Here is a 14,251-nt window from a genome sequence, read left to right as displayed (position 1 = left end):
TTTTTTTCGTCCATACCTTTTATTTTTCGATCAGCACAATCCGGCTCTTTCACTCGGCCAACATGGAGATCAACATGGTTTCAGTCCGACTTCCCGATGGTTCCCAACGCCAATTCGATGCGCCGGTCACCGTAGCGCAAGTCGCCGCCAGTATCGGCACCGGTTTGGCCAAAGCGGCGCTGGCCGGCAAGGTCGATGGCAAGGTGGTTGATACCTCCTATTTGATTGACCGGGATGTCGATTTGGCGATCGTCACGGACAAGGACGCCGATGGCCTGGAAGTGATCCGCCATTCGACGGCACACTTGCTGGCATATGCAGTCAAGGAGCTGTTTCCCGATGCGCAGGTCACGATCGGGCCGGTGATCGACAATGGGTTTTACTACGATTTCTCGTATAAGCGCCCGTTTACGCCGGAAGATTTGACCGCGATCGAAAAGAAGATGACGGATCTGGCCAAGAAGGATGAGCCGGTGACGCGCAAAGAATTGCCGCGCGACGAGGCGGTGGCGTATTTCAAGTCGATCGGCGAGGCCTACAAGGCCGAGATCATCGAATCGATCCCGCAGGATCAGGCGGTGTCGCTCTATACCGAAGGCAAGTTCACCGATCTGTGCCGCGGCCCGCACGTGCCATCGACCGGCAAGCTCAAGGTGTTCAAGCTGATGAAGCTGGCCGGCGCCTACTGGCGCGGCGATTCCAAGAACGAGATGCTGCAGCGGGTCTACGGCACTGCCTGGGCCAAGAAAGAAGACCAGGAAGCTTACCTGCACATGCTGGAAGAAGCCGAAAAGCGCGACCATCGCAAGCTGGGACGTTCACTCGACCTGTTCCATATGCAGGAGGAAGCGCCGGGTCTGATTTTCTGGCATCCGAAAGGCTGGATCGTTTGGCAGCAGGTCGAGCAGTACATGCGTCAGGTTTATCAGGACAACGGTTACCAGGAAGTGAAAGGGCCGCAAATCCTTGACCGCAGCCTGTGGGAAAAATCGGGGCACTGGGAGAACTACAAGGACAACATGTTCACGACCGAATCTGAAAACCGGTCGTATGCGCTAAAGCCGATGAATTGCCCCGGCCACGTGCAAATTTTCCGCTCCAATATGCACTCGTACCGCGAACTGCCGCTGCGCTATGGCGAGTTCGGCCAGTGCCATCGCAACGAGCCGTCCGGTTCGCTGCACGGCATCATGCGGGTGCGCGGCTTCACCCAGGACGACGGCCATATTTTCTGCACCGAAGACCAGGTTCTGGATGAATGCGTTGCCTATACCGCATTGTTGCAAAAAGTGTACGCAGATTTTGGTTTCACCGAAGTCATTTACAAGGTAGCCACGCGTCCAGATAAACGCGTCGGTTCGGACGAGGCCTGGGACAAGGCGGAGATTGCGCTGATCGAGTCGCTCAACCGGTCCGGCTGCGAGTTTGAAATCTCGCCGGGCGAGGGCGCTTTCTACGGTCCGAAGATCGAATACACGCTGAAGGATGCGATCGGTCGCATGTGGCAGTGCGGCACCATGCAGGTTGATTTTTCGATGCCGATGCGCCTCGGGGCGGAATATGTAGCAGAAGACAACACCCGCAAGATTCCGGTCATGCTGCACCGCGCGATCCTCGGTTCGCTCGAACGCTTCATCGGCATGTTGCTGGAAAATCATGCCGGCGCGCTGCCGTTGTGGCTGGCGCCGGTGCAGATTGTGGTCCTGAACATCTCGGATGCGCAGGCCGACTATGCGCAAAATATTGCACAAAACCTGAAGAAACAAGGGTTTAGGGTCCACGCCGATTTGCGTAACGAGAAAATAACCTATAAAATACGCGAGCATTCCGTTCAAAAATTGCCTTACATCCTCGTTGTCGGGGATAAGGAAAGGGATGCGAATACGGTGGCCGTGCGTGCGCGAGGCAATGTCGATCTGGGCGTGATGTCGATCGACACACTGGTTGAGCGGCTCAGCAATGAGCTGGCAACCAGAGCCTGAACGGGGAAGCCCGAGCGTCGAAGCACGGCCTAATCATTTGATTTTTAAAGGAAACTGCAATAGCTACTGACAAGTCGCATCGCATCAATGGCGAAATTACCGCTCCCGAAATGCGTTTGAGCGGGGTTGATAACGAACCGCTCGGCATCGTGAGTCTGGCAGACGCATTCCGCCTGGCGGAAGAAGCCAACGTGGACCTGGTTGAAATTGCGCCGACCGCACAACCGCCGGTATGCCGTTTGATGGATTACGGCAAGTTCAAGTATTCCGAGCAGAAAAAGGCCCACGAAGCCAAGCTGAAACAGAAGATCATCCTGGTCAAGGAAGTTAAATTCCGGCCAGGTACGGATGATGGCGATTACAACATCAAGTTGCGCAATCTGGTCAAGTTTCTGGAAGATGGCGACAAAACCAAGATCACCTTGCGTTTTCGCGGTCGTGAGATGGCGCACCAGGATATCGGTTTTCGGATGCTGGAGCGCTTGAAGGCCGATCTGGAACCGTTTGGACAGGTCGAGCAGTTTCCGAAGATGGAAGGCCGCCAGATGATCATGGTGCTGGCGCCGAAGAAGAAGAAATAAGATTTGCGCGATCCATCCAGCAATGGATGGGTCATGCAACAGCAGTCGACTCGATTCGACTGCTTAATAAGTGAGAGCAGGCATCCAAGCGTAACGACAAGTTGCCACCTGCAATCATGCTAAAAATGGAGCTGTCCACAGGACAGATTTGCTATGCCTAAAATGAAGACAAAGAGCTCTGCAAAGAAGCGCTTTCGTGTACGTCCAGGTGGAACGGTTAAATGCGGCCACGCTTTCAAGCGCCACATTCTGACCAAGAAGACCACCAAAAACAAACGTCAACTGCGCGGCATCACCAACGTTCACGCAAGTGACGTGGTGTCGGTCATGCGCATGATGCCGAACGCTTAATCTCACACTCAATATCAAGGAGTTACTATGCCAAGAGTAAAACGTGGGGTTACAGCGCGAGCCCGTCATAAAAAAGTTCTCGACCAGGCCAAAGGCTATCGTGGTCGTCGCAGCAAGGTCTATCGTGTTGCCAAGCAAGCGGTTATGCGCGCTGGTCAATACGCTTACCGCGATCGTCGTAACAAGAAGCGCGTATTCCGTGCACTGTGGATCACGCGTATCAATGCAGCGTCGCGTGAACATGGCATGACCTACAGCGTGTTCATGAACGGCCTGAAAAAAGCGTCGATCGAACTGGACCGCAAGGTTCTGGCCGATATGGCAGTGATGGACAAGCCTGCTTTTGCAGCGATTGTCAATCGCGTGAAAGCCACTATCGCTGCTTGACGCTTGTGATTGACTGCAGTGATTGACTGCGCTGCTTTCGGGTGGCGTGGCAAAAAATAGAGCGGGGCAGAGGTCGATACCTGTGCCCCGTTTTTATTTACTGCTTCCTGCATTCACCTTCCTGTTTTGGCTTTTCTTCTCAGAGCGACAAAGCGCAAAAACGCATGAATTCATTAGAACAACTAGTAAGCCAGGCACAGGCCGATTTCCTTGCTGCGGATGATGCCGCCACGCTGGAAAACGCCAAAGCCCGTTATCTCGGCAAGACCGGTCAGATCACCGAGCAGATGAAGGGCCTCGGCAAGCTGGCGCCCGATGAGCGCAAGGCGCAGGGCGCCATCATCAATGTTGCCAAGGAACAGATCGAATCAGCCCTCAACGCGCGCCGCGATGCGCTGGCGGATGCACAGTTGCAGATGCGCCTGAACGCCGAAGCGATCGACGTCAGCCTGCCGGGCCGTGGCCGTGGCAAAGGCGGCATCCATCCGGTGATGCGCACCTGGCAGCGCGTCGAGGAGATTTTTCGCTCGATTGGTTTTGATGTGGCCGATGGTCCCGAGATCGAAACCGACTGGACCAATTTCACCGCATTGAACAGCCCGGAAAATCATCCGGCGCGTTCGATGCAGGACACTTTCTACGTCGACGGCAAAGACAGCGACGGCAAGCAGCTGTTGTTGCGCACCCATACCAGCCCGATGCAGGTGCGCTATGCACGCATGCACCAGCCGCCGATCAAGGTCATCGCGCCGGGACGCACCTACCGCGTTGACAGCGATGCGACCCATTCGCCGATGTTCCATCAGGTCGAAGGCCTGTGGATTGCCGAAGACATCAGCTTCGCCGATCTGAAGGGCGTGTACCTGAATTTCGTCAAAGCCTTCTTTGAAACCGATGATCTGCAAGTGCGCTTTCGTCCGTCCTATTTTCCGTTCACCGAGCCGTCTGCAGAAATCGACATCGCCTTCGGCAGCGGCCCGCTGAAAGGACGCTGGCTGGAGGTCTCCGGTTCCGGCCAGGTGCACCCGTCGGTGGTGCGCAATATGGGTCTGGATCCGGAACAATACATCGGTTTTGCTTTCGGCTCCGGACTCGAGCGCCTGACGATGCTGCGCTATGGCATCAACGACTTGCGCCTGTTTTACGAAGGTGACCTGCGCTTCCTGAAACAATTTAATTAAGCAACTTAGTTAAGCAACTTAATTAAGCAACTTAGTTAAAAATTCAGCTAAGCAACTCAATTGAAACACGCCGTATCCGACCCGCGCGCGCAACTCTGAGCGGCGCGTCCGATATGCATTTTGTGGCAGAAGGCTTTAACCATGCAATTCTCCGAAAACTGGCTCCGCACCATGGTCGATCCGAAGATGACTTCGGACGAATTGGCGCATTTGCTGACCATGTCCGGTCTCGAAGTGGAAGAGGTGGAGCCAGTCGCGCCGCCGTTCTCCAACGTTGTCGTCGCGAAAGTACTTGAGATCGCGAAGCATCCCAACGCCGATCGGCTCAACGTGTGCCAGGTCGATGCCGGCACCGGCACGATCCTGAACATCGTGTGCGGCGCGCCCAATGTACGCGCCGGCATGAAAGTGGTGTGTGCGATGGCCGGTGCGGTACTGCCGCCGGGTGACGATGGCAAGCCGTTCGAGATTAAGGTTGGCCAACTGCGCGGCGTCGAATCGCAAGGCATGCTGTGCTCGGCACGCGAGTTGAAGCTGTCGGAAGATCACGGCGGTCTGATGGATCTGCCGCAGGATGCGCCGGTTGGCCAGAATTTTCGCGACTATTACGCGCTGAACGATCTCAAGTTCACGATCAAGCTGACCCCCAACAAGGCGGATTGTCTGTCGGTACTCGGGGTGGCGCGCGAAGTGTCGGCGCTGACCGGTTCGGCGTTGAAGATGCCGCAGTACAAAGCGGTGCCGGTGACGATACAGGACCAGCTGCCGGTGAAAATTTCGGCGCCGGACCTGTGTGGCCGATTTTCCGGGCGCATCATTCGCAATCTGAACGCGAAAGCGCAGACGCCGGACTGGATGAAGCGTCGTCTCGAGCGCAGCGGCCAGCGGCCGGTGTCGGCGCTGGTTGACATTTCCAACTATGTGATGCTGGAATTAGGGCGCCCGAGCCATGTATTCGACCTCGCCAAAATCCGTGGCGGGCTGGACGTGCGCTGGGGCCGGGCCGGCGAATCGATAAAATTGCTGAATGGCAATACGGTCGAGGTCGATGACTGGGTCGGCGTGATCGCGGCCGATAGCCAGATCGAATCGCTGGCCGGCATCATGGGCGGCGATTGCACCGCGGTAACGCTCGACACCCAGGACATCTATCTGGAAGCCGCGTTCTGGTGGCCGAATGCGATTCAGGGCCGTGCCCGTCGCTACAATTTTTCGACCGATGCGGCGCATCGCTTCGAACGTGGTGTTGACTATGCCACGACGGTCGAGCATCTCGAGCGTATCACCGCATTGATCGTTGAAATCTGCGGCGAGAAGGATACCATCGCGGTCGGGCCGATCGACGATCACATCGTCAACCTGCCGCAACGCCATCCGGTAACGCTGCGCACCGCGCGTGCAGTCAAGGTGATCGGCGTGGCTTTGAACGACGAACAGATTGCCGATATCTTCACCCGGCTCGGCCTCGGCTTTACGCAGCAGCACGGCGTGTTTGTGGTGACGCCGCCATCGTATCGCTTCGATATCGAGATCGAGGAGGATCTGATCGAGGAAATCGCGCGCGTTTACGGCTTTGAAAACATCCCGGCGCTGGCGCCGGTGGCGCCGAATGCGATGCTGATCGCGCCGGAACACCACCGCTCGCTGTTTTCGATCCGGCATCAGATTGCCGATCTGGATTATCAGGAAGTGGTCAATTACAGCTTTGTCGAAGCTGCCTGGGAAGCCGATTTCGCAGGCAATGCGAATCCGGTCAAATTGCTCAACCCGATTGCCAGCCAGATGAGCGTGATGCGTTCGTCGCTGGTCGGCAGTCTGGTCGCGAACGTGCGCTATAACCTCAATCGCAAGCTCAACCGGATCCGGGTATTTGAAATCGGTGCGATTTATATGCACGATGCGCAGGTGCAGGACGGTCCTCTGTCGGTGGCCGGTTATCGCCAGCCGAAGCGTCTGGCTGCGCTGGCCTACGGCCCGCTGGTGGATGAGCAATGGGGGCAGGACAGCCGTAATGTCGACTTTTTCGATGTCAAGGCCGATCTGGAAGCGCTGTTTGCACCGCAGCCGCTGCGTTTCGTCAAGTGCGCGCATCCGGCCCTGCATCCGGGACGTGCGGCGCAGGTAGAACTCGACGGCAAGATCATTGGCTTCATCGGCGAGCTGCATCCGCGTTGGCAGCAGAAATACGACCTGCCGCTGGCACCTGTAGTATTCGAAGTGGACAGCGACGCCTTGCAGCAGCGTGAGTTGCCAGTGCATCATGACATTTCGAAGTTCCAGGCGGTCACGCGCGATCTTGCACTGGTGGTCAAACAGGGTGTCGCCGGGCAGGAATTGATCGATGTTTTCGTTGCTGAAAAAGAAATAAATCCTGTATGTAACATCATGCAAGCCATTGTTTTATTTGATGAATATCGTGGCAGGGGTCTGGAAAGTGACGAAAAAAGTCTTGCTTTCCGCTTTACCTTGCAAGATACTCAAAGCACCCTGCACGACGATGCGGTGGACGCTGCAATGGCCGCGCTGGTCGCTGCAGCGGCTGCAAAGGTCGGCGCGCGGTTGCGGAGCTAGGCAGTTGGCAAGCCCGCAAACAAGTTACAAGTTAGTCATGTAAAGGCGTTATGAACGAATCAATGCTGCCACAAGAGGATATCAGCCAGGACGGACGCAGAGCCATGAATGACGTGAATTCGCTTGAACTGCAGTCCATGCTGAGCGCTGATCTGGACCGTGCGATGCTCCAGGCCAAGGCAAGGTCGCAGGCCGAAAAGGACCTGCCGACCCTGACCAAGGCCGAACTGGCGGAATTATTGTTCGAGCAAGTCGGTTTGAACAAGCGCGAAGCCAAGGACATGGTCGAAACATTTTTCGATGAAATTCGCAATGCCCTGGAACGCGGCGAAGCGGTCAAACTGTCTGGATTCGGCAATTTCCAGTTGCGCGACAAGCCGCAACGTCCCGGTCGCAATCCGAAGACCGGCGAAGAAATCCCGATCACCGCACGGCGTGTCGTGACCTTCCATGCCAGCCAGAAGTTGAAGGCGATGGTCGAGGATGCCAGTAACAAACCGCTGGCTCGCGCAGCCTAAGCCGACGCATGAACGACCGCGTGCCTAAGCCAGACGCCGGCGCTTTGCCGTCGATTCCCGCCAAACGCTACTTCACCATTGGCGAAGTGAGCGAACTGTGCGGCGTCAAGCCGCACGTGCTGCGTTACTGGGAGCAGGAATTCACGCAACTGAAACCTGTGAAGCGGCGCGGCAACCGCCGTTATTATCAACACCATGAAGTGCTGCTGATCCGGCGCATACGCGAACTGCTGTACGAGCAGGGATTCACCATCAGCGGTGCGCGCAACAAGCTCGATAGCCGCATCGATGACGCCGATCATGCCAATCAAGCGACGGCGATGCCCTCGACCGGGTTGGACGCCGGCGTCATCCGGAACGAACTGCTGGAAATCCTTGAACTGCTAAAGTAGTCATGCGTAGTCATGCGCCAAACCCTGAGTGAAGGGCAGGCGGTCCAACAAAAAGTCGCTGCTCGCGACTTTTTTGTTGGGCGTGTCCCGTCCTAAACTAGGTTGCCGAGCGCGTCGCTGGGCCGGGTGGTGGGAGTTTGGGGAGTATCGTGCCAAATTGCTCGGAAGGCCACGAAAACAAAGCGCTGCTATAAATACACGGGCCAGTATTTACTTCAGGCGAAAACCAGGAACCGATGGCGCCTAGTCCGTCCTGAAGGCATGGAGATGGTTTCCTGTCGCATGCGCATGGCCGACCAGATGCATGCCCGCCACCGGCTTCCTGGCAAATTATTCGGCGCACACCGGGCGCCGCAGGCGTGCGTTACATTACCGTCTGCGCGAGCGCCGTCCTATGCGGGCGATTCTGGCCATTCATTCCGCATTGAAATCTACCGCAGGTAAGAAAGTTCGCCCATGTTCAGGCAAATTGGCGCTAAGTGTAATCAACCAATATTAAAAGCTGCCTTCATGCTGCTGTTCGCGTGGGTTGGTGCGACCTGTCCGGCGGTCGCGGCCGACCTGTCCAAGACCTTGCGGGTGCTGATCCCGAACGGTGAGACCGGCATCGACCCGGCCACCGCGTCAGACGCCAATACCGGCAGCCTGATCGAAAACATTTTCGATCCCTTGCTGCACTACGACTATCTGGCGCGGCCGCTGAAGCTGCAGCCCAACACCGTCAGCGCGATGCCCGAGGTTAGCAGCGACGGTCGGGTCTATACCTTCCGCCTCCGGCCCGGGATTTATTTCACCCCGGATCCGGCCTTCAAGGGCAAGCAGCGCGAATTGACTGCGGACGACTATGTCTACAGCTTCAAGCGCATCTACGACCCGGCGTTGAAATCGCCATGGATGTTTCTGTTTGAAAACAAGATCGCCGGCGATCAGTCGCTGCTGCAGATGCGCAAGCACGGCCGCTTCGACACCCAGACGCGGGTGCCGGGCGTGCGCGCGCTGGATCGTTACACGCTGCGTATCGAGCTGACCGAGCGGGATAGCAATTTCCTGTTCAAGATGGCCATGCCGGCCACCGGCGCGGTGGCGCGCGAAGTGATGGAGGCGTATGCCGGCGACACCGGCTCGCATCCGGTCGGCACCGGCCCATATTTGATCAAGGAATGGCAGCGTGCCAGCCGCATTTTGCTGGAAGCCAATCCCGACTATCGCGAAATGTTCTTCGACGGCACGCCGGGAGACAATGACGAGGACCGCAAGCTGGCCGCCGCTTTACGAGGTAAACGCATGCCGATCATTGGCCGGATCGAGGTCAAGGTGATCGAAGAACAGCAGCCGCGGGTGCTGGGCTTTCTGAACCGCGAATTCGACTACCTGAATCAGGTGCCGGCGCCGCTGTCGGACATGGTGTTAAAGGATGGCAAGCTCAGGCCCGAACTGGCGCAACGCGGCATCAGGCTGACGCTGTTTCCGCTGCTGCAGACCAATTACATGTGGATGAACATGGAAGACCCGGTGCTCGGCGGCTATACCACGGAGAAAGTGGCGCTGCGGCGCGCGATTGCGCTCAGTTACAACGGCGCCGAGGATATCCGCATCCTGCAAAAAGGGCTGGCGCTGCCGGCGACTACGCCGTTGCCGCCGGACGTGCTGGGCTATGATCCGGCGTTCCGTAGCGCCCTCCGTTATGACCCGGCGCTGGCGCGCCAGTTGCTCGAGCGTTTCGGCTATGTCGACCGCGATGGTGACGGCTATCGCGAGATGCCCGACGGCAAGCCGCTGACCTTGGTGATGCACACCATTGCGTCGACCACCGGCCGCTTGCGTGACGAATTGTGGCGGCGCAGCCTGGACGCAATCGGCATCCGCATCGTGTTCAAGAACGACAAATACACCGAGATCATCAAGGCCTCGCGCCTGGGCAAGGTGCAGATGTTCGACACCGGCTGGGTCGCCGATTTTCCCGATGGCGAGAATTACTTCCAGCTGCTGTACAGCGCCAATGTCGGTGGCGCCAACTACGCACGCTTCAATCTGGCGGCCTACGACAAGCTGTACCTGCAGTCGCGCCCATTGCCGGAATCGCCCGAGCGGCGCCGTCTGTACAGCGCGATGACCCAGACCATCCTGGCCTATACGCCGTGGGTGCTCGGCATCATTCCGTTGTCGGCCGACGTCTGCCAGCCGTGGTTGCGAAATTACAAACGGCATCCGGTGGAGAACACCACCTGGCGCTACTTGGACATCGATCTGGCGCAGCGCCAGGCGGGAAAATGACGCAATGCGAGGTTGCCGGCGGCTGTAATCAGGGCGTAGCGCAGTAGGATGGGTGTAACCCATCACCCACGTCCGTAATGATGGGTTACACCCATCCTACCTTTTTGATGCGATTGCCCTGCGGCGGTAATGCAGATAATTGACAATATATCAAAACGTCAACCTCGCTTTGAGCAAAAACTCTGAGGCCGGCAAGTATGCTGGACCCGGCTCACATTATCTGCGTTTAAATGAGCTGCCGATACCCAGAACCGCGCCAAGGCAATTCATCGATTCTCTTTTTTAATCAAGGCATTAGACGAAACCGGCAAGAGTCGGTAGACTTGAGGGCTTTTTGCAAGGGCTAACATGGCCACCGATTCAGACCTGCCGGAAATCGACACCGGCACCGCGCCCGAGGCGACCCCAACGCGCAATGCGCCGGCCGCGCAAATCGCACGCGAAGTGCAGCGCCGCCGTACCTTCGGCATCATTTCCCACCCCGACGCCGGCAAGACCACGCTGACCGAAAAGCTGCTGCTGTTCTCGGGCGCGATTCAGTTGGCCGGCACTGTCAAGGCGCGCAAGAGCGGCCGTCACGCGACCTCGGACTGGATGGAGATCGAGAAGCAGCGCGGAATTTCCGTCGCCAGCTCGGTGATGCAGTTCGAATACCGCGACCACGTGGTCAACCTGCTCGACACGCCGGGTCACCAGGATTTCTCGGAAGACACCTACCGCGTGCTGACCGCGGTCGACTCGGCATTGATGGTGATCGACGCTGCCAAGGGTGTGGAAGCGCAAACGATCAAGCTGCTCAACGTCTGCCGCATGCGCAACACGCCGATCATCACCTTCATGAACAAGATGGACCGCGAGACCCGCGATCCGCTGGAACTGCTGGACGAGCTGGAATCGGTGCTCGACATCCGGTGCGCGCCGGTGACCTGGCCGATCGGCATGGGCAAGACTTTCCGCGGCGTGTACCACCTGCTGCGCGACGAGATCATGCTGTTTGCCGCCGGCAGCGAGAAGGCCGACCAGGCTTTTGAAGTGATCAAGGGCATCGACAACCCGCGCCTGGCCGAGATGTTCCCGCTCGAGATCGAGCAGCTGAAGATGGAAGTCGAGCTGGTGCATGGCGCCTCGCATCCGTTCGATCTGGAGGCGTTTTTGGCCGGTACCCAGACCCCGGTATTCTTCGGCTCGGCCATCAACAACTTCGGCGTGCGCGAGATCCTCAATGCGCTGCTCGACTGGGCTCAGCCGCCGCGCGAGCGCGACGCGACGGTGCGCGCGGTGGCGCCGACCGAAGCGCTGTTTTCCGGCTTCGTGTTCAAGATCCAGGCCAATATGGACCCGGCTCATCGCGACCGTATCGCGTTTCTGCGGGTCTGCTCCGGCCGCTTCGAGCGCGGCATGAAGATCAAGCATCTGCGCCTGAATCGCGAAATCAAGGTATCGAACGTAGTGACCTTCATGGCGTCGAGCCGTGAACAAGTCGAGGAGGCGTATGCCGGCGACATCATCGGCCTGCCGAATCACGGCAACATGCAGATCGGCGACAGCTTCTCCGAAGGGGAGTTGCTGCAGTTCACCGGCATCCCGTACTTCGCGCCGGACTTTTTCCGCTCGGTGCGGATTCGCAACCCGCTCAAGGTCAAGCAGCTACACAAGGGCTTGCAGCAGCTGGGCGAAGAGGGCGCGGTGCAGGTGTTCAAGCCGGTGCAGGGCGGCGAACTGGTACTCGGTGCGGTCGGCGTGCTGCAGTTTGAAGTGGTCGCCAGTCGCCTGATGAACGAATACGGCGTCGACGCGGTATTCGAAGGCACCAGCATCAGCAGCGCACGCTGGGTCAGCGGCGACGACAAGCGGGTTCTGGCGGATTTTGAAAGGGCGCTCGGCCACAACGTCGCCTACGATGCGGCCGGCAACATGGCTTACCTGGCAACGTCGGGCGTCAATCTGAAGCTGACGCAGGAGCGCTGGCCGAAGCTGACCTTCCATGCGACGCGCGAACATGCGGTGAAGCTGGCGTAGTCGGTTTCAGCGCTGGCTGGAATAATCGATTGGCGAAGTTGCATTGCAGCTTCGCCAATTTTTTTGCCTTTTTATGGCAATAAAGCAACATAACGCACGCTGAATTGCGATTAGTTGTCATCCCTGCTTTTCGACATGGTCAGGATAAACTGGCCTGCGGCCATGGAGGAATCCAGTGTCTTATGTCGATTGCCCGGTGGCAGCAGCAACATGGGAATGGGCAATCATGGGTGTTTTCCATGCATCGGCTTTGTCAACGGTCGCGCCATTGCAAAGAACGCCACTGGATCCCTGCGTGCGCAGGGATGACGGTGCTATTTTCTGGTTCATGGATACAAAACATACCGCTGGTAAAGGAGTGTCGACGGGAGTTTGCAATGCACCGCCGATGTGTGATTAGCTGTCATTCCTGCGCACGCAGGAATCCAGTGTCTTCCGTCGATTGCCCGGTGGCGGCAGCAGCATCGGATTGGGCAATCATGGGTGTTTCCCATGTGTCGGCTCTGTCAACGGTCGCGCGCCATTGCGGAGAACGCCACTGGATCCCTCCGTGGCCGCAGGTCAGTTTATCCTGAGATGTCGTGGGGCAGGATGACGGCCGAATTTTCAGGTCTGCGGATACACAAGATCCGGCTGGTAGCGCGGTGTTTTCACAGCGACGGCGCCGCTAAGCTTGTTATCGATCCAGACGCCGACCCGCTTGATCAGGCGTGCCAGCGGCTGCTCCAGGTAACGGTAACTGAGCGTCGCCAGTGCAATCGACGCCAGCAGGGACAGTGTCGCAAAGCTGAGCATATGGGTGAATGATTCCTCGCCGATGGCGCGAAATGCTGCGCCGAGCCAGTCGCGCGCGATGATGTGCACCAGGTACAGTGAATACGAGATATTGCCCAGCCACACAAACAGCGGCGGGATGCGCAGCGGCGCCAGCTTGTCGGTAGCCGCCAGCGCCAGTACCAGCAGGATCACCGACGGGCCCCAGCGGGTGATGCCGTGGCCAGCCTGGAAGCCGGTCAGAAATTGCGCGACGAAGAGCGTCACGGCCAGCGCCAGCAGCGCGCGCGCACTGCGCTGGCCAGGCAGGTTAAAGCGCGACTGATACAGCCAGCCGATCATCAGGCCAAACACGAAATCCCAGATGATCGGATTGGCGACTACGTTCAAATAACGCTCGGGGAAGAAATAGTCGTTGTAGCCGTCGAAGGACAGCCTGCCGTGCATGAGCGGCAGCACGACCAGGAAATAGCCGATGAGCGCGGCAAATGCCGGCCAGCGCAGTCGCTTGAACAACAAGGATGCGCCCAGCGCCAGGTAAAACCAGGCTTCGTAATTGAGCGACCAGCCGACGAACAGGCTGGCAAAGCCGAGCCAGGGGCCGTTATTGGTCGCCAGCGGCTGAAATAGCAGGCTGCTGAGCAGATTGTCGTAGGTTGCCGGATTGGCGAGATAACCTGCCTCATGCGGCACCGCGAACACGAACGCCAGCGAAAACAGCGCGTACATCGGCCAAATTCTGGCAAAACGCTTGCTTACGAAAGATGCCGCATCGGCCAGCCCGCCCGTCAACTTGCTGGTAGTGACCCACATGATGAAGCCGCTGACCACGAAGAAGATATCGACCCCGACCGGCGCGTTCACAAACAGCGAATGGAAACCGTAGGCGGCAAACGGATTGGTCACGTCATGCCGGTAGTGATACAGCACCACCAATACCGCGGCAATGCCGCGCAGCATCTGGATAAAGGCGATGGTGGAGCGCTTCGGCGCAGGCGTGATGGGGACTGAAACGGGCAAGACCAGGTCCTTTCTTGTTGTTCGGTATGCTGCTCTGGCGCGGCCTGTACAGCGTTGGCGATGATGCCGTGCAAAAAATGCGCTAATTATCCCGCGGATTCAGACACGAAGTGCAACTTTGATTATTCGGTTGAAGGGCCAGATGCGGTAGCATTCGCGCCTTTTGACCAGCCAGTCGAAAGTTGCCGAATATGCGCTACA

Annotated in this window: 11 protein-coding genes; 10 read left to right on the top strand and 1 reads right to left on the bottom strand. The window is 57.8% G+C overall.

Annotated features, from left to right (window positions below; translation table 11 throughout):
* Positions 1–74: 74 nt before the first annotated feature.
* The 10 genes from thrS (at position 75) to ACFOFO_RS08165 (ending at position 12,256) form a co-directional block, all read left to right on the top strand.
* Positions 75–1,982, top strand: a complete 1,908-nt coding sequence (thrS, locus tag ACFOFO_RS08210) for a threonine--tRNA ligase (protein WP_390331327.1) — start codon at positions 75–77, stop codon at positions 1,980–1,982.
* Positions 1,983–2,041: 59 nt separating this feature from the next.
* Positions 2,042–2,563, top strand: coding sequence for a translation initiation factor IF-3 (infC, locus tag ACFOFO_RS08205; protein ID WP_390328020.1), 522 nt, complete (start codon positions 2,042–2,044; stop codon positions 2,561–2,563).
* A gap of 153 nt (positions 2,564–2,716) precedes the next feature.
* Positions 2,717–2,914 carry a 50S ribosomal protein L35 gene (gene rpmI, locus ACFOFO_RS08200; protein ID WP_390323857.1) on the top strand — a complete coding sequence of 66 codons (198 nt, stop codon included), beginning with the start codon at positions 2,717–2,719 and terminating at the stop codon, positions 2,912–2,914.
* 27 nt (positions 2,915–2,941) lie between these two features.
* The gene (gene rplT / locus ACFOFO_RS08195) at positions 2,942–3,301 is read left to right on the top strand and encodes a 50S ribosomal protein L20 (protein WP_390323859.1); all 360 of its coding nucleotides are present in this window, start codon (positions 2,942–2,944) and stop codon (positions 3,299–3,301) included.
* A 164-nt stretch (positions 3,302–3,465) separates the two neighbouring features.
* Positions 3,466–4,482, top strand: coding sequence for a phenylalanine--tRNA ligase subunit alpha (pheS, locus tag ACFOFO_RS08190; protein WP_390331325.1), 1,017 nt, complete (start codon positions 3,466–3,468; stop codon positions 4,480–4,482).
* A gap of 141 nt (positions 4,483–4,623) precedes the next feature.
* A complete protein-coding gene (gene pheT / locus ACFOFO_RS08185; protein ID WP_390323860.1) occupies positions 4,624–7,053 on the top strand; it encodes a phenylalanine--tRNA ligase subunit beta in 2,430 nt (809 codons plus the stop codon).
* Positions 7,054–7,157: 104 nt separating this feature from the next.
* Positions 7,158–7,571, top strand: a complete 414-nt coding sequence (locus tag ACFOFO_RS08180) for an integration host factor subunit alpha (RefSeq protein ID WP_390323861.1) — start codon at positions 7,158–7,160, stop codon at positions 7,569–7,571.
* Positions 7,572–7,579: 8 nt separating this feature from the next.
* Positions 7,580–7,963 carry a MerR family transcriptional regulator gene (locus ACFOFO_RS08175; protein WP_390323863.1) on the top strand — a complete coding sequence of 128 codons (384 nt, stop codon included), beginning with the start codon at positions 7,580–7,582 and terminating at the stop codon, positions 7,961–7,963.
* A 510-nt stretch (positions 7,964–8,473) separates the two neighbouring features.
* A complete protein-coding gene (locus ACFOFO_RS08170) occupies positions 8,474–10,237 on the top strand; it encodes an ABC transporter substrate-binding protein (protein ID WP_390323865.1) in 1,764 nt (587 codons plus the stop codon).
* 348 nt (positions 10,238–10,585) lie between these two features.
* Positions 10,586–12,256: a peptide chain release factor 3 gene (locus ACFOFO_RS08165; protein ID WP_390323867.1), complete on the top strand. Its 1,671-nt coding sequence runs from the start codon at positions 10,586–10,588 to the stop codon at positions 12,254–12,256.
* 606 nt (positions 12,257–12,862) lie between these two features.
* On the opposite strand, the gene ACFOFO_RS08160 is transcribed toward ACFOFO_RS08165, so the two are convergent.
* On the bottom strand, positions 12,863–14,050 hold the full coding sequence (locus ACFOFO_RS08160; RefSeq protein WP_390323871.1) for an acyltransferase family protein: 1,188 nt from the start codon (positions 14,048–14,050) through the stop codon (positions 12,863–12,865).
* Between the last annotated feature and the right edge of the window lie 201 nt (positions 14,051–14,251).

This window comes from Pseudundibacterium arcticum (assembly GCF_042646465.1).
Lineage (GTDB): Bacteria > Pseudomonadota > Gammaproteobacteria > Burkholderiales > Burkholderiaceae_D > Undibacterium_A > Undibacterium_A arcticum.
This window is presented reverse-complemented; position numbering and strand designations above follow the sequence as displayed.

What these genes read in the sequence shown, in the direction of transcription:
- thrS (WP_390331327.1), top strand. Translation starts at nt 75, where the DNA reads ATGGTTTCAGTCCGACTTCCCGATGGTTCCCAACGCCAATTCGATGCG.
- rpmI (WP_390323857.1), top strand. Translation starts at nt 2,717, where the DNA reads ATGCCTAAAATGAAGACAAAGAGCTCTGCAAAGAAGCGCTTTCGTGTA.
- rplT (WP_390323859.1), top strand. Translation starts at nt 2,942, where the DNA reads ATGCCAAGAGTAAAACGTGGGGTTACAGCGCGAGCCCGTCATAAAAAA.
- pheS (WP_390331325.1), top strand. Translation starts at nt 3,466, where the DNA reads ATGAATTCATTAGAACAACTAGTAAGCCAGGCACAGGCCGATTTCCTT.
- pheT (WP_390323860.1), top strand. Translation starts at nt 4,624, where the DNA reads ATGCAATTCTCCGAAAACTGGCTCCGCACCATGGTCGATCCGAAGATG.
- ACFOFO_RS08180 (WP_390323861.1), top strand. Translation starts at nt 7,158, where the DNA reads ATGAATGACGTGAATTCGCTTGAACTGCAGTCCATGCTGAGCGCTGAT.
- ACFOFO_RS08175 (WP_390323863.1), top strand. Translation starts at nt 7,580, where the DNA reads ATGAACGACCGCGTGCCTAAGCCAGACGCCGGCGCTTTGCCGTCGATT.
- ACFOFO_RS08170 (WP_390323865.1), top strand. Translation starts at nt 8,474, where the DNA reads ATGCTGCTGTTCGCGTGGGTTGGTGCGACCTGTCCGGCGGTCGCGGCC.
- ACFOFO_RS08165 (WP_390323867.1), top strand. Translation starts at nt 10,586, where the DNA reads ATGGCCACCGATTCAGACCTGCCGGAAATCGACACCGGCACCGCGCCC.